13 protein-coding genes, 5 tRNA genes and 2 pseudogenes are annotated in these 19,438 nt (G+C 52.1%); 6 read left to right on the forward strand and 14 right to left on the reverse strand.

The window, feature by feature from the left end; all coding sequences use genetic code 11:
• Positions 1-239: integrase core domain-containing protein (locus L1D47_RS09125; RefSeq protein WP_239884257.1), on the forward strand; the 239-nt coding region annotated here is incomplete at its 5' end.
• Positions 240-274: 35 nt separating this feature from the next.
• Here the strand turns inward: L1D47_RS09125 and L1D47_RS09130 are convergent.
• From L1D47_RS09130 to L1D47_RS09145, 4 genes are all read right to left on the reverse strand, one after another.
• Positions 275-520: a YdcH family protein gene (locus L1D47_RS09130; protein WP_239884259.1), complete on the reverse strand. Its 246-nt coding sequence runs from the start codon at positions 518-520 to the stop codon at positions 275-277.
• A 429-nt stretch (positions 521-949) separates the two neighbouring features.
• Complete coding sequence (locus tag L1D47_RS09135; RefSeq protein ID WP_239884261.1) at positions 950-2,239, reverse strand: FAD-binding oxidoreductase; 1,290 nt, start codon at positions 2,237-2,239, stop codon at positions 950-952.
• 460 nt (positions 2,240-2,699) lie between these two features.
• Positions 2,700-3,311 carry a fumarylacetoacetate hydrolase family protein gene (locus L1D47_RS09140; RefSeq protein ID WP_239884263.1) on the reverse strand — a complete coding sequence of 204 codons (612 nt, stop codon included), beginning with the start codon at positions 3,309-3,311 and terminating at the stop codon, positions 2,700-2,702.
• Between the two features lie 64 nt (positions 3,312-3,375).
• Positions 3,376-6,798, reverse strand: a complete 3,423-nt coding sequence (locus tag L1D47_RS09145; RefSeq protein WP_239884265.1) for a PAS domain-containing hybrid sensor histidine kinase/response regulator — start codon at positions 6,796-6,798, stop codon at positions 3,376-3,378.
• A 178-nt stretch (positions 6,799-6,976) separates the two neighbouring features.
• Between L1D47_RS09145 and acs the strand changes: the two genes are divergently transcribed.
• The 3 genes from acs to L1D47_RS09160 all read left to right on the forward strand — a co-directional run bounded on the left by acs (position 6,977) and on the right by L1D47_RS09160 (position 11,380).
• On the forward strand, positions 6,977-8,929 hold the full coding sequence (gene acs, locus L1D47_RS09150) for an acetate--CoA ligase (protein WP_239884266.1): 1,953 nt from the start codon (positions 6,977-6,979) through the stop codon (positions 8,927-8,929).
• Between the two features lie 388 nt (positions 8,930-9,317).
• On the forward strand, positions 9,318-11,057 hold the full coding sequence (locus tag L1D47_RS09155) for a DEAD/DEAH box helicase (RefSeq protein ID WP_239884268.1): 1,740 nt from the start codon (positions 9,318-9,320) through the stop codon (positions 11,055-11,057).
• Between the two features lie 65 nt (positions 11,058-11,122).
• Positions 11,123-11,380 (forward strand): GrxA family glutaredoxin, encoded by a 258-nt coding sequence (locus L1D47_RS09160; protein ID WP_041511673.1) that lies wholly within the window; start codon positions 11,123-11,125, stop codon positions 11,378-11,380.
• A 53-nt stretch (positions 11,381-11,433) separates the two neighbouring features.
• On the opposite strand, the gene L1D47_RS09165 is transcribed toward L1D47_RS09160, so the two are convergent.
• Positions 11,434-12,576 carry a DcaP family trimeric outer membrane transporter gene (locus L1D47_RS09165; protein WP_239884271.1) on the reverse strand — a complete coding sequence of 381 codons (1,143 nt, stop codon included), beginning with the start codon at positions 12,574-12,576 and terminating at the stop codon, positions 11,434-11,436.
• Positions 12,577-13,279: 703 nt separating this feature from the next.
• Here L1D47_RS09165 and L1D47_RS09170 point away from each other — a divergent pair.
• Both L1D47_RS09170 and L1D47_RS09175 read left to right on the forward strand, forming a co-directional pair.
• Positions 13,280-14,020: pseudogene (locus L1D47_RS09170) on the forward strand (IS481 family transposase); the annotation flags it as partial.
• A 2-nt stretch (positions 14,021-14,022) separates the two neighbouring features.
• Positions 14,023-14,466 (forward strand): annotated as a pseudogene (locus tag L1D47_RS09175) (integrase core domain-containing protein); the annotation flags it as partial.
• Positions 14,467-14,650: 184 nt separating this feature from the next.
• Here L1D47_RS09175 and L1D47_RS09180 read toward each other — a convergent pair.
• The 9 genes from L1D47_RS09180 to tolA form a co-directional block, all read right to left on the reverse strand.
• Positions 14,651-14,726: transfer RNA gene (locus L1D47_RS09180), tRNA-Lys, on the reverse strand.
• 263 nt (positions 14,727-14,989) lie between these two features.
• Positions 14,990-15,065 (reverse strand) — tRNA-Lys (locus L1D47_RS09185).
• A gap of 128 nt (positions 15,066-15,193) precedes the next feature.
• A tRNA-Lys gene (locus L1D47_RS09190) sits at positions 15,194-15,269 on the reverse strand.
• A gap of 128 nt (positions 15,270-15,397) precedes the next feature.
• Positions 15,398-15,473, reverse strand: a tRNA-Lys gene (locus L1D47_RS09195).
• Between the two features lie 140 nt (positions 15,474-15,613).
• A tRNA-Lys gene (locus L1D47_RS09200) sits at positions 15,614-15,689 on the reverse strand.
• Between the two features lie 159 nt (positions 15,690-15,848).
• Positions 15,849-16,571 carry a tol-pal system protein YbgF gene (gene ybgF / locus L1D47_RS09205; protein ID WP_239884275.1) on the reverse strand — a complete coding sequence of 241 codons (723 nt, stop codon included), beginning with the start codon at positions 16,569-16,571 and terminating at the stop codon, positions 15,849-15,851.
• A 19-nt stretch (positions 16,572-16,590) separates the two neighbouring features.
• A complete protein-coding gene (gene pal / locus L1D47_RS09210) occupies positions 16,591-17,133 on the reverse strand; it encodes a peptidoglycan-associated lipoprotein Pal (protein ID WP_041511679.1) in 543 nt (180 codons plus the stop codon).
• A 34-nt stretch (positions 17,134-17,167) separates the two neighbouring features.
• Complete coding sequence (gene tolB / locus L1D47_RS09215; protein ID WP_239884276.1) at positions 17,168-18,493, reverse strand: Tol-Pal system beta propeller repeat protein TolB; 1,326 nt, start codon at positions 18,491-18,493, stop codon at positions 17,168-17,170.
• A 9-nt stretch (positions 18,494-18,502) separates the two neighbouring features.
• Positions 18,503-19,438 (reverse strand): cell envelope integrity protein TolA, encoded by a 936-nt coding sequence (tolA, locus tag L1D47_RS09220; protein WP_239884284.1) that lies wholly within the window; start codon positions 19,436-19,438, stop codon positions 18,503-18,505.

The raw sequence follows: 19,438 nt of genomic DNA on the forward strand, positions 1-19,438 counted from the left end.
GTCGACGAGGAAACTGCTGGGACAACAGCCCGATGGAGCGCTTCTTTAGAAGCTTAAAAACAGAATGGATACCGATGACCGGCTATCGGGATATCGGTGAGGCTAAGAGTGAAATTTCACGATATGTGACGGGGTATTACAGTCAGCTGAGACCACATCAATATAACGGTGGGCTGACACCCAATGAGTCAGAGCGAAGATACTGGCTTGAATACAAAACCGTGGCCAATTTTAGTTGACCACTACACATCTAAAGCTAACGTCTAGGCGGCGATCAGGTGCTGGCGTCGAGCAGGCGTTGATAGAGGGCATCTTTCAGCTCGGCTCTATCGTGCTTAAGCTGATGCATGGCGCTATCATCGATAGGCGCATCGTTAAGCTCTAAGGTTCGGATCTCTTTATCTAACGCACTGTACTTCTTGTTGTCTTGCGCGAATCCATTGTCGGATTCGGTGAGTTTGAGGATCAGGTCTTGATAATCTGGAAAATCGTTAATGAGCGAGTGGTTTTCACCTAGCATAAGGCCCCCTTTACTTGAGCAGATAAATGGATCAAATTTATGCCTTGTTCATAAATGTAGCACGCCATCATGGCACCGGTCAGCATCCACCTCACAAAATACTGCAAAGAGTTGATAATTTACGTTTTACCACCCGTTTGGTGAGCTTTACACCTCATGTTAACTAGGGCCTGTTGATCTTTTGAGAACAAATTTTGTTCTAATTGAGCACGTTCAAATCACGGCTCGAGGCTTGAAGTATAGTTATTCTATATAAAAGCCGAGTAACAAAGAGTTGAACGTGCTCAAGACGAACCCTGCGGGCAGCGTTTGTATCATTTTTCTACTGCGTTATCGCTCATTGATGTAGTGCACTACATGACAATCGCTCTGCCTTGTATAAAATCGATACAGAATGCTGCAAAAATGAACGCGAAAGATAAACAGGCCCTAGCGAAAATGCTCCATCATACGGTAGTAGAGCATCCCCAGCGCCATGCCCTGATTGCCCAGCCAATCCCCTACCGGCAGCCTGATCTGTTTCATCTGGGCAAAGAGGTCGAACTCCTCGAGTTGCCCCTGCACCGCATGGGCCATTATCTCCCCCATGATGTGGGAGGTTGCCACGCCATGACCCGAGTAACCCTGACAATAGAACACCTGCTTGGACACCTTGCCCAGCTGAGGGATCCGGTTAACCACTATGCCAGCCATGCCTGTCCAGTCGAACTCGATCTCGACCCCCTTGAGACGGGGAAAGGTGCGCTCTATGGCGGGGCGCAGCTCGGCGGCCACATCTTTAGAATCCCGTCCCGAGTAGTTGGTGCCGCCGCCAAACATCAGGCGATTGTCGGCGGTCATGCGGTAATAGTCGAGCACGAAACGGCTATCGTAAACGGCCAGGTCATGGGGGTTCAGCTGTTTAGCGACTTGTGGGTCGAGTCTTACCGTGGCGCAGTTACCTAGCGATGCGGGAAACAGCATGCCTTTTAACTTATTGCGCGCCAATCTATGGTAGGCATTACCCGCCAGCACGGCGCAGTTAGCGGTGATTCGCCCCTTATCTGTGATGACAGCGACTCGCTTATCGTCACGAATATCCAGCACCTTCGAGCCCTCGAAGATCAAGGCGCCGTTGGCCTCGGCCGCCCTCGCCTCACCGATACACAGATTCACCGAATGCAGGTGCATATTGCGCCGATTGAGTAATCCACCGTGATAGAGCGGCGTGTCGAGATAATCGGGAATATCGGCCTTACCCAGCAGGGTTAGCTCATCACCCATGCCCCGTCTTAGCCCCTCTTCGTAGGTGGCCTGCATCTCCCCCATATGGGCGGGCTTATAGGCTGTGTGCAGATGGCCAAATTTAAGGTCGCAATCTATCTCATATTTAGCGACCCGTTTCTTGATGATCTCATGGCCGCGCCAGCGCAGGTTCCAGACAAACTCCTCCGCCTCATGGCCGATGCGGTTGCGTAGCTGTTTTACCATGGCGTTATCGCCCGAGAGGCTGCCGGTCACCTGACCGCCATTGCGGCCAGTCGCCCCCCAACCCACCTTATTTGCCTCCACCACGGCCACCTTCACACCTCGCTCGGCGAGCTCGAGGGCTGTCGCCACCCCGGTAAAACCGGCGCCGATGATCACCACGTCGACATCCAGCTCGCCCTCGAGAGCAGGGTAATGAGTTTCTTGCTTGATAGTGGCATTGTAATAAGAGTGACAGCGAGCGAGTGACATCCGACTTTCCTTAATAATCGTTAGGTTGCGCCGCCATGATGCGGCCTTGTTTTATATTTTTTACAACACGTTTGATATTTGAGTATACCTGGGTGCAGATTCAGGTCAACTAGTTCACAAGCCGCGCAATCGAAACAAAAATGGATAAACCAGGAAGGACAAAAAGAAAACGAGAAACGGATACTAAAAGCCGGCGTTTATGGAATGGTTCTCAATGTATTGGCTATCTATGTAATCGCTATTGATGTAACAGCTATTGATGTAACTGCTATGTATGTAAATAGGAAAGCAGACAAGCGCCGCAATTCGCGGCGCCAGAAAGAGTTTTACGCGCCTGTAGACGGCTGTACAAAGGCTTGAGTGCTCTTAGCGTAAGCCCTTAGCATAAGCCCCTAGCGTATTCTTAAGAGCCCTTACGTATTCACTTTGCGTAGGCTTAAGGGCATTAAATGGGCGAGCTTTATTTTGCTATCCAGCTTCGACTGACGAGCAGTTGTCCCTTTTGATAAAGCGAGAGGGTGAACTGCTCACCCGCGGCGATCTGGCCCACCCCCTTAGGCGTGCCCGTCATCAGTATGTCACCATCATCGAGAGTCATGAAACTCGCGATCTCGACTAACATGGCCTCGGGGCGATTGAGCATCAATGCCACATCCCCCTGCTGACGCACCTCACCATCGACGACCAAATTAAACGACAGCGAATCCAGATCCCCGTCAAAAGGCACAAACTCACTAAAGAGAGCGGCGCCATCGAAGGACTTGGACCGCTCCCAGGGAAGCCCCTTAGCCTTGAGCCGACTCTGTAGCTGGCGCTTGGTGAGATCCAGCCCGACACCAACCGCCTCGAAGCGCCCCGCCTTTACCATGAAACAGAGCTCAGCCTCGTAGTGCAGCGGCTCCTGATGGCTACTGAGTAGCGTCTCTGAAATGGTCGAATTAGACTTAACAAACAGCACCATCTCTTCGGGCACCTCATTATTAAGCTCCTGAATATGCTCGGCATAGTTTCGTCCGACACAGACTATCTTACTCGGTATTACCTGTTGTTCTAGATATTTAACCGACCCCAATCTTCACTCCTTGTTTACGCTTTAAAGGGCTATTTACTTTAAAGGCTATTGTTTTATAAATTCACTATTTTACCAAACTGGATATCAGCGCCCTTAGCGCCGCGGGTTTGACCATCTTGGCCATGTAGTGATAACCGCGCTGCTGCACATCTTCCACCAGATCTTTACGGGTATTGGCGGTGATCAGGATCCCCGGCAGATGGGCGCCATACAGGGCGCGGATCCCATCCATGGCATCGACACCGTTCTGGCCATGATCCAGATGGTAGTCCGCCAGCACGATATCGGGCGCAACCCCTTTTAACCCAAGCTTGATGCGCGCATCGGCCAGGTCGCTGGCGCAGATCACCTCACACTGCCAGCGACTCAGCAGGCTCTCGAGCCCTGCAAGAATCGCCTCTTCGTTATCGATGCAGAGCACCTTTACTCCGGCCAGTGGCTGCATGACAGGGTTGGCCTTCTTAGGCAGCGCCACCTTGGCCTTTTCACCTAATGGCACGGTAATGGAAAACATGGAGCCCATGCCAAGCTTGGAGACCACTCTAATCTCATGATCCAGCACCCTTGCGATACGATCGGCGATGGCAAGCCCCAGCCCTAAGCCACTGACGCTCTTGCTTTCGGGATTCTCCAGACGCTTAAATTCTTTAAAAATTTCCCCTAACTCCTGCTCGTCGATGCCGCAGCCAGTGTCGATCACCTGGATCTCCAGAGCCCCGGCGTGATGACGGCAGCCCAGCAACACACGATTGCCCTTGGCATAACGATAGGCATTGGTCAGAAAATTCTGCAGTACCCGCCTGAGCAGGCTGAGATCTGAGCTGATGATGCTGGAGCTGGCCACCATGGAAAACTTGATGCCATAGTCCTTGGCCATGGCATCGAATTCCACCGCCAGGCCATCCAGTAGCTCGGCCACCGGAAAGTCCCGTCGGTTCACCTCGACCATGCCTGAATCCAGCTTAGAGATATCCAGGAGATCCGTTAATAGCTCGCCGGCGATCTTGAGTGAGCTGTTGACATGAGACAGCGTGGTACGCCCCTCCTGATCCAAATTTGGGTATTGCGCCAGTGACGCGGTAAACAGGCGGGCGGCATTTAGCGGCTGCATCAAGTCGTGACCGACGGCCGCCAGGAAACGGCTCTTAGAGGCATTGGCATTCTCCTCCTGGGCCTTGGCCTCCAGCAGTTGGCTGTTCAGCAGCGCCAGCTCATAGGTACGCTCCTTCACCCTAGCCTCCAGGGTTTCGTTGACCTCCTGCAGCGCCTTGGCCTGCTCGCGATACTGAGTAATGTCGGTAAAGGTCATCACAAAACCGCCGCTGGGCATGGGGTTCCCCTGTATCTTGATCACCTTGCCATCCTGGCGCTCACGCTCAGACACATGGGGCGTGCCATTACGCATATGCTGCACCCGCTTGGCCACCTGCTCCTCCACATCCCCTGGGCCACAATAGCCACGCTCGGCGTTGAAGCGCACCACATCGGCGATGGGCATGCCCGCCTGCAGAAAATCGTCAGGATAGTCATAGAGCTCTACATACTTGTAGTTCCAAGCCACCAGATTCAGCTCTTTATCCACCACGCTCATCCCTTCATAGGCGTGCTCGATCGCCCCCCTGAGCATGTCCTGGCTCAAGATGATCTTAGATGAGGCCTCATCCACCAGGCTAAACACCTCGTCGAGCGCCAAGTCGCGCCCCTGCAGCACAGAGTCCATCACCAGTGAGGCGCTTGAGCCCCCCAGCACCCCGGCAAGCATATGCTCGGTATGAGCGATCAGCTCGGGCGAGGCCACCTTGTGCCAGCTATCGCTGCGCACCGCCTCATCGGAGAAGCGGGAGAAACTCTCATAGGCTCTCGTGGGGCTCACGAAGCGACTGGCCAGGATCAAGAGATCCTGCTGCGAGATGGGCGAAGCCTTACGGTTACTGGTATTTTTCAGCTCGCCCGGCGTCACGAAGGCACTCGCCTGGATCCGCTCGGCGACCCCGGCGCGAAACCAGATAGAGCCCAGTACGTAACACGCCAGGTTGGCGACGAGCGCGGTGAGTATGTCGCGAATATTGGGGTTGATACTATCGAGTAGCGCCAGCTCCCCGCCAAATACCCCCTGGCTGTCGCTCATCCCCTGAAGCAATATGTAACACCAGAGACCGAAGCCGACAATAAGACCCAGATAGACCCCGCCGCGATTACCGTGCTTCCAGTACATGCCCCCCACCAAGGCAGGTGCAAGCTGGGCGAAGGCGCCGAAGGAGAGCATGCCAAGCGCGGAGAGCGAGTCGCTGTTCATGAAAGAGAGGTAACTGAAGTACCCAAGCCCCAGGATCAACACGATGGCGATGCGGCGGGCATTGAGCAGAAACTGCGAAAACTGACTGAAGTTCTTCTGGCGGATCTTGCCCGAGTGCAACATCAAAGGCACCAGCCACTCGTTACTCACCATGACGCTGATGGTGACCACGGCCACGATCACCATGCCGGTGGCCGCCGACAGTGTGCCTAACAGGGCGATCACCGCCAGCATGGGCTGCTCCAGCGCCAGCGGCAGATTAATCACATAGGTATCGGCGGCCACGCTATCCCCCAGCATCAGCTTGCCCGCCAGGGCCAGGGGCGCCACGAACATGCCAAAGAGCAGCAGATAAATCGGAAACAGGTACTTGGCCTTAACTAAGGTGCGCTCGTCCTTACATTCCACCATCATCACGTGGAACTGGCGCGGCATACAGAGAAATGCGGCCATGCCCACCAATAGCTGGGGCATCAGGTTCTCCAGCCGCAGCTCGGGATTATTGATCAACTGACGCTCACTGGCCTGGGCCCAGATATCGCCAAAACCGTCGAAGAAGCCAAAACTGATCACGCAGCCCACCAAGAGGAAGGCGGCCAGCTTCACCAGAGACTCGAAGGCGATCGCCAGCATCATGCCTGGGTTGTGCTCTGTGGCGTCGAGCTTACGGGTACCGAACAAGATGGCAAACATCGCCAGAATGGCGGTGACGATCAGGGAAACCCAGGCGCCGTCATATTGGGCGTCTTCGGGCTGAAACAGGTTGAGGCTAAACACCATGGCCTTAAGCTGCAAGGCGATATAGGGCATGATGCCAAACAGGGCGATCAGGGTGACGATGGCGGCGATGGTCTGCGACTTACCATAACGCGCGGCGATAAAGTCGGCGACCGAGGTGATGTTTTGCGCCTTGGAGACGATCACCATCTTACGCAGTAAACCGAAGCCAAAGGTAAAGATGAGTATGGGACCGACGAAGATGGGCAGGAAAGACCAGAGATCCTGCGCCGACTGACCGACGGTGCCGAGAAAGCTCCAGGAGGAGCAGTAAACCGCTAAACTTAAACCATAAATCCAGGTCTGAATCTTCTTGGTGATCCGCCCAAACCAGCGCTCTGCTCCCCAGGCCAACAGGAAGAGTAGCGACACGTACAACAGGGCGATCACGCCAACAACCAGAGTCAGATTCATAGCAATTCCAATTCTTTTAATTATTCTGCGCTAAATACTAGCTTAAATCTCGTGCAAATATAATCACAACAGACTAAAAATAAAGGATATTTTTTTACTAGACCAAGGTCTAATAGAGGTAAATAGCCTAAGCATTCCATACTTTATCTACGCACAATTAGAAATAAAAGGAAGTCAGATGAGCACCCAGTCTCTCTACAAAGTTCCAAGCGAAATCGCGGCGAATGCCCACATTAATGACGAAAAATATAAGAAGATGTATCAGGAATCTGTGGTTAATCCCGAAGGTTTCTGGAGAGAGCATGGCCAGCGCATCGATTGGATAAAGCCTTTTACTAAGGTGAAGAAAACCTCCTTCGACGATCACAACCTGTCGATCAACTGGTTCTACGACGGTACCCTGAACGCCTCGATTAACTGTCTCGATCGCCATCTCGAACAAAATGCCGATAAGCTGGCTATCATCTGGGAAGGTGACGACGCCGCCGAGCAACGCACCCTCACCTATGGTGAACTCCACAAAGAGGTGTGTAAGTTTGCCAACGCCCTGCGCAGCCAAGGGGTGCGTCGTGGTGATGTGGTCACGGTTTACATGCCAATGGTACCCGAGGCCGCCGTGGTCATGCTGGCCTGTGCCCGCATCGGCGCCATTCACTCAGTGGTCTTCGGTGGCTTCTCCCCTGACTCAATCGCCTCACGCGTGATCGACGGTAAGTCCAAGGTGGTGATCACCGCCGACGAGGGCGTACGCGGTGGCCGCACCATTCCGTTAAAAGCTAACATAGATGCCGCCCTGTCTCACCCAGACGTAAACTGTGTCGAGAAGGTGATTGTGCTTGAGCGTACCGGGAATCCCGTAAACTGGGTAGAGGGACGTGACATCAAATGGGATTCTCTGATGGAGACCGCCTCTGAACACTGCGTAGCCGAAGAGATGGGCGCCGAAGATCCCCTCTTCTTGCTTTATACCTCAGGTTCTACCGGTAATCCGAAGGGTGTGCTACACACCACTGGTGGCTACCTGGTCTATGCCTCGATGACTCACGAATATGTGTTTGATTATAAAGAGGGTGAGATCTACTGGTGTACTGCCGACGTGGGTTGGATCACGGGTCACTCCTACATGGTCTATGGCCCGCTTGCCAACGGCGCGACCATATTGATCCACGAAGGTATCCCTAACTACCCAAGCCCGGCTCGCCTGGGTGAGATGATCGACCGTCATAAGGTCAACATCCTCTACACCGCGCCGACGCTGATCCGCGCCCTGATGGCCGAAGGCAAGGAACAGTTTGATGGTTTCGATGGCAGCTCGCTGCGCATCATGGGCTCTGTGGGTGAACCCATTAACCCTGAGGCCTGGCGCTGGTATCACGAGGTGATTGGCCATGAGAACTGCCCAATTGTCGATACCTGGTGGCAAACCGAAACCGGTGGTATCCTGATCTCGCCACTGCCGGGCGCGACAGACACTAAGCCAGGCTCGGCAACTCGCCCCTTCTTTGGCGTGCAACCTGCGCTGGTAGACAACATGGGTAACATCATTGATGGCGCGACCGAGGGTAACCTGGTCATCCTCGACTCCTGGCCTGGACAGATGCGCACCGTATATGGCGACCATGACAGATTTGCCCTCACCTACTTTAAGACTTTCCGCGGCATGTATTTCACCGGTGACGGTGCCCGCCGCGATGAAGATGGCTACTACTGGATCACCGGCCGTGTCGATGACGTGATTAACGTCTCGGGCCATCGTCTGGGTACCGCCGAAGTCGAGAGCGCGCTGGTGGCTCACGAGCATGTCGCCGAGGCTGCCGTGGTTGGCTACCCTCACGACATCAAGGGCCAGGGCATTTATGCCTATGTCACCCTGACCAAGGGCACCCAGGAAAGCGAAGAACTGCGTCAGGAGCTGCGTCAATGGGTAAGAAAAGAGATTGGCGCCCTGGCGACGCCGGATCTGATCCAATGGGCCGGCGGCCTGCCTAAGACACGTTCGGGTAAGATCATGCGCCGCTTCCTGCGCAAGATCGCCGCCAACGAAGTGACCAACTTAGGCGATGCGTCAACACTCGCCGATCCAGCGGTGATCGATACCCTGATTGAGACACGTCTCAATCGCAGTGAATAACAGCTCGCTGCACTAGATTCTCTCTTCTAGCCCCTCATCGAGGGGCTTTTTTTATGGTCCCCCTAGGGCCTGTTTATCTTTCGCGTTCATTTTTGCAGCATTCTGTATCGCTTTTATACAAGGCAGAGCGATTGTAATGTGGTGTGCTACATCAATGAGCGATAACGCAGTAGAAAAATGATACAGACGCTGCCCGCAGGGTTCGTCTTGAGTACGTTCAACGCTTTGTTACTCGGCTTTTATATAGAATAACTATACTTCAAGCCTCATGCCGCGATTTGAACGTGCTCAATTAGAACAAAAATTGTTCTCAAAAGGTCAACAGGCCCTAGCGAGCCACGTTAGGCACTGATATCCTGATAGCCCCAATCACAGACCAGCATTCGCTTTGCAACTCAGAGATTACCAACGCCAGGCCGTAGACGCGGCTATCAGCCACTTTAAAGGCTGCGACGACTCCGCCGTCCTTGTGCTTCCGACCGGGGCGGGAAAGAGTATTGTTATCGCCGAACTAGCCCGCATCGCCAAGGGACGCACCCTAGTACTCACCCATGTGAAAGAACTTGTCGCCCAAAACGCCGAGAAGGTCGGACTACTCACTGAAGAGGCCAGTATTTTTTCGGCCGGCCTGAAACAGAAATCGACCCGCAACAAGACGGTAGTCGCCAGTATTCAGTCGGCGGTGCGTAATCCCAAGCAGTTTGATGAGCCCTATTCTCTGGTGATCATCGATGAATGCCACCGGGTCTCCAACGAGAAAGAGAGCCAATATCAGCAGCTACTGAGTCATCTGAGAACCAAGAACCCAAAGCTTAGGTTGTTAGGCCTGACGGCCACCCCCTATCGCCTGGGAAGCGGCTGGATCTACCGCTACCACTATCACGGCAAGATAGGCAATACCGAGCAGCCGGTATTCGAGCATTGTATCTTTGAGCTGCCAATGCGCCCCCTGATTAAACAGGGCTTCTTGACGCCCCCCAAGGTACTGGACGGCCTGTCGGCCCAGTATGATTTTAGCGAGCTCTCCCCCAGTGCTAATGGCGAATACAACGAGGCCGAAGTCGACTCCCTCTTACATCATGCCGGTCGTGCCACCAAGGCGATCGTGGAGCAGATAAAACAGCTCACCAACACCCGAGCCGGCACCATCATATTCGCCGCGACAGTGCGTCACGCCGAGGAGATCATGACGCTACTCGCCACAGATAAGGCAGGCCTTATCACGGCAAACACACCAAGCCAAGATCGCGATGCCATCATAGATGCCTTCAAGCAGCGCGAGCTCGATTATCTGGTCAACGTTGCCGTACTGACTACCGGATTCGACGCGCCCCATGTGGATCTTATTGCGATTCTAAGGCCCACGGCCTCGGTGAGCCTGTTTCAGCAGATGGTCGGTCGGGGCTTAAGGACCTGTGAGGGCAAGCCGGACTGTTTGGTGATCGATTACGCCGCCAACGGTTTCGACCTCTTCTTTCCCGAGGTGGGCCGTCCTAAACCCGACAGCAAGAGTGTGCCGGTACAGGTGCCCTGCCCGGTCTGTGGCTTTGCCAACGTCTTCTGGGGGCTAGTGGATAATGATGGCGACATCATAGAACACTTCGGGCGACGCTGTCAGGCCGTGATAGATGATGATAATGGCAAACACCAGTGCGACTTTCGTTTCCGCTCCAAGGCTTGCCCCAATTGCGGCGAAGAAAACGATATTGCCGCCAAGGTGTGCCAGCATTGTCAGTCGACACTGATCGACCCAGACAAGCGCCTTAAAGAGGTGCTGCAACAGAAACATCATCACCTGTTTCGGTGCCAAGAGATGTTTTTCGAGGCGGAAGGTACTCGGCTCAGGGTGCGTTACTTGGATATCGAGGGAAATGACTTCTCCAGCAGCTTTAACTTTGCCACTAAGGCGCAGATCCGTGCCTTCTATGGCGTGTTTGTCCATCAACACACGCGTACACCGGGTCAGAAACAGCCAAGCTTCGATACGCCCGAACAGGTAATTGCCGCACGGGATCATTTTCGTATGCCGGATCTTCTGCTCCTCAAGAAGGGCAAACGCGGCTGGGAATTAGTCGAGCGTTTCTTCGACTATCGAGGCCGATTCGACAGCCGGCATAAGTTTGTATGATCTGAAATATGCAAACCCCGTTAGCCTATGGTATAAAGTCACCAACATTTACTTCTGGAGCGAATATGTTTGTTGTAATCTTCGGCCGTCCAGGCTGCCCATACTGCGTTAGAGCCGTTCAACTATCAGAGCAACTGGTTGAGACTCGCGATGATTTCAAATTTAAGTATGTCGATATTCATGCAGAGGGCATCACCAAGGCCGATCTGGAAAAGACGGTAGGCAAGCCAGTTGAAACCGTGCCGCAGATCTTCATCGATCAAGAGCATATCGGTGGCTGCACCGAGTTTGAACAATATGTTCGCGACAACAATCTGCTGTAACGACAGCAAAGAAAAAGGAGGCTAGGCCTCCTTTTTTATCTTAACACCAGTGACTACAACACATACTTAACCGAGAAGATAACGCGATTTAACTCGCCCTTATCACCATTTTGTTTGGTGTTTTCCGCGTACATATACTCCACACCTACCGTTAAAGGTTTCACCGGAGAATAGAGCAAGTTAACGTAACCAGAATAGGACTCTTCATTCACCGCTCCGCCAGTCAAAGCCACATCGTTATCGGCCTTAAAGCCCGATAAGGTAAAGCTTGAGCGCCACTTATCGTTCCACCAATGACGGTAGGAGGCGAAACCGCCATATGAGCTGATGGTCTCTATGTCGCCATCGGCATCCAATACGCCCGCATTGGCATAGTTAAGCGCCATATAGCGCCCCAAGCCATCACCCGCGGTTGCCGAGAACTTAAGATCATCACTACCAACAGGAATCACTCCGGTAAAGTTCACGCCATAGCCCATGGTCTGAGAATCTATCCCACCCTTCTCAAGGTTGAGCTGGCGCGCAATACCGGCCAGGGTAAACTTTGCACCACCTTGGGTCTTAAAGTTATAACGTGCCACGAAATCAGGCACTACGCCACTACCGCTAGTGATACGCGCTCCACCTGTATTAGGCGTCACTGTGGTTTCTGGGTTTTCCAGAGCAAACTGGAAGCCGCCATTGGTGTATCTAACCTGCGTCTGACGCACAAAAGGCGTACCTTCTGCCGCCCCCACGAAATCGAGGTTTTCAGGCAGAGAGCCTGGATTCATGAAGGTACTCCAGGTCTGACCCACGGTCCAGTTATCGAAGCTGACAAACGCATGACGAATTCGGGGAGAGTAACTGTTAGATACCCTCTCGTTGCCGTCGCTGTGAGTCATGAAGTCCAGCTCGATAAAACTGGTTAGCTTATGGCCGTCGAGATCTGTCACCGTCTTAAAATTAAAGCGAGATTCTCTCGCTTGGAAATCGACAACTTGTTCGCCATTGCCCGGTGTACCATAGATGGTACCTGGAACATAAAACTGGCGAGAAAGATTACCTGAGTCTGGCGCGCCATTGCTGTAGTCACTAAACATGACATCGGCCTTCACATAACCACCAAACTTAAACTCTGTCTCGGCCATAGCAGCACTGGAACCTAGCGCCAGTAAGGTCGCCGCAGCCAGCAAAGACACTTTTGCGTTTTTCATCTGTCCTCTCCCTTTTTCATTATTATCGCAATGAATATGACGGAGTTAACAAACAAGTAACATTAGCAAAACGTCTATAAGACAAAGGTCGAACAGGCAGGGTTAATGTGCGATAAAAGCTAGGGAAGGTGCGAATAAGTCCCGTGCTTGCTCTGCGTGTGCTTAAAGTGGATAGATGCTAGGCACAGTTTGCAGCGAATGGCCCTAGTCCTTCGCAAGAACTGTAACGCAGCAAATACCGCTGTAAGCCTCGCCCTGCGGGGCTTTGATAGCAACACCATTTCGGCGTTATTCAACTTCAGCAGGCCTCGGCATGCCCTCAGTTGAATGCCTTGAACTGTCGCTGCTATCAAAGCCAGAGCTGTGNTGCTTGCTCTGCGTGTGCTTAAAGTGGATAGATGCTAGGCACAGTTTGCAGCGAATGGCCCTAGTCCTTCGCAAGAACTGTAACGCAGCAAATACCGCTGTAAGCCTCGCCCTGCGGGGCTTTGATAGCAACACCATTTCGGCGTTATTCAACTTCAGCAGGCCTCGGCATGCCCTCAGTTGAATGCCTTGAACTGTCGCTGCTATCAAAGCCAGAGCTGTGCGACGACTTGTTCGCACCTTCCCTAGATCTGACACATCTACTTGAAAGGGTGAGAGTTACCCGGTTTGATAAAGGTGTCGAGTCTTTATTAAACAAACCAAAAAGGTAACTCTCATGTTGCATACTAACAATCCGATCATCAAACACAAAGCTGGTTTACTTAATCTGGCCGAAGAACTCGGTAATGTCTCAAAAGCCTGCAAAGTCATGGGCGTATCGCGGAACACGTTTTATCGCTATCAAGAACTGGTAGAAGAAGGTGGTATTGATTCACTAATTAACCAGTCCAGACGAACTCCTAATCTCAAGAATCGCGTTGATGAACAAACTGAGCAAGCTGTTATCAAACATGCAGTGGACTTCCCTGCGCACGGCCAAGCGAGAACCAGCAACGAATTGCGTAAACAAGGCGTCTTTGTGTCAGGTAGTGGTGTTCGCTCTATCTGGCTTCGCCATGATCTGGAGAACTTCAAAAAACGCCTGTCAGCATTGGAAGACAAGGTGCAAAAGCAAGGCATTATCCTGAGCGAGGAGCAAGTCGTTGCGCTGGAAAAGAAAAAACAGGACGATGAAGCCTGCGGTGAAATTGAAACTCATCACCCTGGCTATCTGGGCTCCCAAGACACCTTTTATGTCGGCAATTTAAAAGGTGTTGGCCGTATCTACCAACAAACGTTCGTCGATACCTACAGCAAAGTTGCCTTTGCTAAGCTCTACACCACGAAAACGCCCATCACCTCAGCCGATGTACTCAATGATCACGTATTGCCGTTCTTCGAGGCTCAGGAGCTGCCTATGCTGCGGATTTTAACTGACCGAGGCACAGAATATTGCGGCAAGGTTGAGCAGCACGATNGCTCTACACCACGAAAACGCCCATCACCTCAGCCGATGTACTCAATGATCACGTATTGCCGTTCTTCGAGGCTCAGGAGCTGCCTATGCTGCGGATTTTAACTGACCGAGGCACAGAATATTGCGGCAAGGTTGAGCAGCACGATTACCAGCTTTATCTGGCAATCAACGATATCGACCACACCAAAACCAAAGCGAGGCATCCGCAAACCAATGGTATCTGTGAACGGTTCCACAAGACGATCCTGAACGAGTTTTATCAGGTCACGTTCCGCAAAAAGCTTTACGATTCATTGGAAATGTTGCAGAAAGATCTGGACGACTGGCTGGATTATTACAACAATGAACGATCTCATCAGAGCAAGATGTGCTGTGGTAAAACGCCAATGGAAACATTAACTGATGGGAAACAGATTTGGGCTGAAAAGAATTTAGCTCAAATCTAATCTGACGAAGACACCAGAAAACTGGATAACTGTCAGATCAGGTCTGAGCTAGTACAATTTAAAGCACATCCAACGACTTATTAGATCACTAATATTGGGTCACTGCGATTTGAGCTGTGGCTAGCTAACCGAAATCGACAACAAATAATAGGGAATTCAACAAGAGCAGGGATGATTGGAGAAGTGGTGGGTCGTGAAGGATTCGAACCTTCGACCAATTGGTTAAAAGCCAACTGCTCTACCGACTGAGCTAACGACCCATATTGTTGATACCGATGTAGCTTAACCTTGTATCAGAGGTTAAAAGCCAACTGCCCTTTCTCTAAAAATAGCGACTGAGCTAACGACCCATCTTAGGTGCCTGATTGTTTAACCACTGTCAGAAAAGTGGTGGGTCGTGAAGGATTCGAACCTTCGACCAATGTGGAGTTAAAAAGTAAAGCCAACTGCCTCTTTGCTTTAAAAGCATCGACTGAACTAACAACTTTCTAAATCCTTCTCTTGATTTAACCACCTAGAGAAGTGGTGGGTCGTGAAGGATTCGAACCTTCGACCAATTGGTTAAAAGCCAACTGCTCTACCGACTGAGCTAACGACCCATATTGTTGATACCGATGTAGCTTAACCTTGTATCAGAGGTTAAAAGCCAACTGCCCTTTCTCTAAAAATAGCGACTGAGCTAACGACCCATCTTAGATGCCTGAATGTTTAACCACTGCCAGAAAAGTGGTGGGTCGTGAAGGATTCGAACCTTCGACCAATTGGTTAAAAGCCAACTGCTCTACCGACTGAGCTAACGACCCATATTGTTGATACCGATGTAGCTTAACCTTGTATCAGAGGTTAAAAGCCAACTGCCCTTTCTCTAAAAATAGCGACTGAGCTAACGACCCATCTTGGATGCCTGATTGTTTAACCACTGTCAGAAAAGTGGTGGGTCGTGAAGGATTCGAACCTTCGACCAATTGGTTAAAAGCCAACTGCTCTACCGACTGAGCTAACGACCCGTATTGTTGATACCGATGAAGCTTAACCTTGTATCAGAGGTTAAAAGTCAACTGCCCTTTCTCTAAACTCTTTACAAGAGCATGCGACTGAGCTAACGACCCATCTTGGATGCCTGATTGTTTAACCACTGTCAGAAAAGTGGTGGGTCGTGAAGGATTCGAACCTTCGACCAATTGGTTAAAAGCCAACTGCTCTACCGACTGAGCTAACGACCCATTTTCAACTAAATCTCTTTGATTTAGCGCCCAAACGACTACGTCGCTTCGAGGGCGCCTATAATACCTTTTTCATCTTCTCATGCAAGTGCAAATTCCCCATTTTTTTTTGTTTGCATGAAAAACAGACTAAGAGTATGTTTTTTGGTTAAATAGAGATTAAAGCCCCACCATCTGCTGTTTGGCGATGCGGGCCGCGGCACTATTAGCGTATTCACTAACGACTTGCTGATAGTAACGTTTAGCGGTCGCATTATCGTTACGCTTCTGCGCAATCATGCCAAGCTTAACCAGGCTATCGCCACGCTTATTCGACTCTTTAAACTTATTGACCACAGTATTAAAGGCCTTAGCGGCATCGCCAAGCTCACCCTTGTTATAGAGTAGCTGACCTAACCAGTAGTTAGCATTGGCGGCATAGGTCGAGTTGGGATATTGCGCGATGAACTCACGAAACGCAGGGATCGCCTCATCGTACTGGCGTTCTTTGAGCACCAGATTCACGGCGCGCTCATAGCTAGCGGTTTCCCCTAGTGAAGAGGTTCCTGAGCTTGTCGCCGCACGAGTTGCCGCCACGGGCGTCGCCTTAGCCTTACTCAGATTAGCAATATCATCGTAGAGCTGACGCTGGCGCTGCAGCATCTGATTAATTTGATAGCTTTGCTGCTCAGTCAGGCCACGCAGGTCAAGTACCTCCTGCTGGAGGGTATCCAGACGCTGCTGCATCTCAAATTCGGCCGCCTGTTTGGCCTTTATGATACGCTCAAGACGCGCAACTCTATCTTCGGAGGAACCACCGGCAACATCCTCAACGGGCGCAGGTGCCGCTACAGCGACACCCACACTCATCAGAATTGCCGCGGTAACAACGGCAGTCTTCATAGTTAACCCTATCTAACGCTTAGTAAACCAATACCGCACGACGGTTCTTAGCAAAGCCATCATCGGTGCGAGAGAAATCTTGTGGCTTCTCTTCACCATAGCTCACTATGCTCATCTGGCTCGGCAGTACACCCATGCTTTGCAGGTACTTGGCAACGGCCTTGGCACGACGCTCACCCAGGGCGATGTTGTACTCTGGCGTACCACGCTCATCGGCATGACCTTCGATCATCACACGTACATTAGGATGCTCAAGCAGATATTCACCATGAGCATTAAGCACTTCTGAGAAGTCAGATGATACCGAGCTGCGGTCGAAATCGAAGTAGATGATATGTTCCTTGCGCAGTTCCTGGTACTTAATACGCTGCTGCTCTTCTGGTGTCAGGATAGGTGCTACACCACCCGTCTCAACGCCACCACCGGCATTCATCTCGCTGCTTTCGCTGCCGCTCATTGAGCTGGTCGCATCGGTTTGAGACTCAGAAGTAGAGCTACACGCGCTGATCGCCATAATCGGCAGGGCAACAACCATAGCTTTTAACAGCTTATTCAGATCCATTTTTTAATCCTTAATCTTGTTCTCAGTAGTAAATTTATAAGAAGGGTGACCAAGCAGGAGATTTCACCTCCCCTTGACCCACTGGCAATCTTGCCTTAAATCGTCCATCCATAGAGACAGCAGCCAACACCTGTTGACCCTGATAGGTGGTGCCATAAATCACCATAGTACCGTTAGGCGCTATGCTTGGCGACTCATCCAAACGTGTCGTGGTCAGCACCTGCATAAAACGTGTCTCGAGATCCATACGGGCAATATTGAACTTACCATTTGTACGATTCACAAACACCATGCTGCGACCATCGGGCGAGATAGAGCCACCCAGGTTCCACTCACCTTCGAAGGTCAGGCGCGTGACCTTACCTGAAGCTAAAGTCACCTGATAAATCTGCGGGCGACCACCACGTTCTGAGGTAAAGATCAGTGCCTTACCATCTGGAGTCCAAGAGGCCTCGGTGTCGATGGCGTAATGATTAGTCACACGCTTAATCGCCTTGGTGGCGATATCCACCACATAGACCTCAGGCTGACCATCTTTCGACAAAGTAATCGCTAACTTCCTGCCATCGGGCGAGAATGACGGCGCGCCGTTGATCCCTGGGAAGCTAGTGACCTTAGTGCGTTGCTGAGTATAGATATCCTGAACAAAAACCTCGGCCTTCTTATTTTCAAAACTTACATAGGCCAGGCGGCGACCGTCGGGTGACCAGGCTGGCGACATCAGCGGCTCAGGCGAGCGCAGCAGCATCTGCTCGTTATAGCCATCATAATCGGCAATCATCAACTTGTAAGGCGATTTCGCCTTGTGATCCACCACCACGTATGCGATACGCGTCAGGAAGGCACCGCGAATGCCGGTGAGTTTCTCATAGACGATATCACTGATCCTATGACCATACTGCCTAAACTGGGCGCCGCTGATCACCGTCTCACGACTATCGAGCAGGTAATCACTGGCCGACTGAGGACCACCAGACTGCATCTGGGCTTTGACCAGATCGATAAGCTCAAAATTTACCAGATACTGGTCGGGACCGTAGGGTTTAACCGTCCCCATCACCACGGCTTCGGCGGCCACATTCGACCAGGCCTTAAGATCCATCTGCGCCAATGCCCCTAGGTTGCGCTGTGGCAGCCCGAGTTCATCCATCGGCTTAAAGGTGCCGCTGCGGGTCAGATCCGACATCACCACGTCCGAGATCTGTTGCGGCATAGGCGTACTGCCCTGCCACACAAAAGGCACCACGGCGATTGGACGCGCCGCATCGACCCCTTCGGTGATCACTATATCCAATGCCGCCTTGGCCGGTATGGTTAAAAACGCCAGACCCAAGATGAGCCATCTTCCCAAATTTTTCATGGAACTCCTTTAATTAAACTCAGGTTGTACTGTGAGATTAATCTCTTTTAGCTTGTTATAAACATCGGCTTCTGGCGAGACAGGCAGGCGCCCGGCCTTGTTGATCGCAGCCTTAGTTGCACGGCACACCACAGGATCGCCAGACACTATCTCGTTACCAGTCACAAAGCCATCTTTGGCCAGACGAATAAAGACGCGACAGCTCTTGCCTCGCATCGACTCATCGACCACCAGATGCCGCTGAATCGTGGCGCGGATCATCGAGGTATAACGCTGCACCTCGCTCATCACCTGCTTGTTGCGGGTCTGCGACAGCGCAGCCTGCTCTGCGGCTAATGCCTCTTGCATCATACGCTCCTGCTCGCGGCGTGCGGCCTCTTCGGCCTTACGTTTCGCCTCGGCCTCTGCCTTGCGCTTACGCTCTTCCGCGGCCTTCTTCGCGGCGGCCTCTTCTGCCTTACGCTTGGCTTCGGCTTTTGCAGCGGCTTCTTCGGCGGCCTTGCGCTCAGCCTCTTTCTTCTTACGCTGCGCCTCGGCCTTAGCCGCCTTCTCTTTTTCCTGCTGTTCTTTAAGCTTGGCGGCCTTGGCAGCCTTAGCCGCATTTTGCGTCTCTAGCTCTTTCTGCTTGCGCTCCTGCTCGAGCTTCTTGATGCGCGCCTGCTCTCGTTCACGGGCCTGACGCGCCTCTCTCGCCTTACGGTCGAGCTCCTCTTGACGCGCCTTCTCCTTGCGCTCGGCGGCCAATTTCTCGGCTTTGAGTTTCTCGACCTGCTCGTTGACCCGCTTCTGAGCCACCACCACGGCCTGCACCGCCGGCGCACTGACCTGGGGCATCACCTTAGGCTTCTCACTAAAATCGACACCCATGGCCAAAACAACTATCACGCCAACATGAATGCTGGCTGAAATAATGAGTGGAACGGTAAAATCTGATTTCCCTGCCAC

Source organism: Shewanella sp. Isolate7, assembly GCF_022398425.1.
In the GTDB taxonomy this organism is placed as follows: Bacteria; Pseudomonadota; Gammaproteobacteria; order Enterobacterales; family Shewanellaceae; genus Shewanella.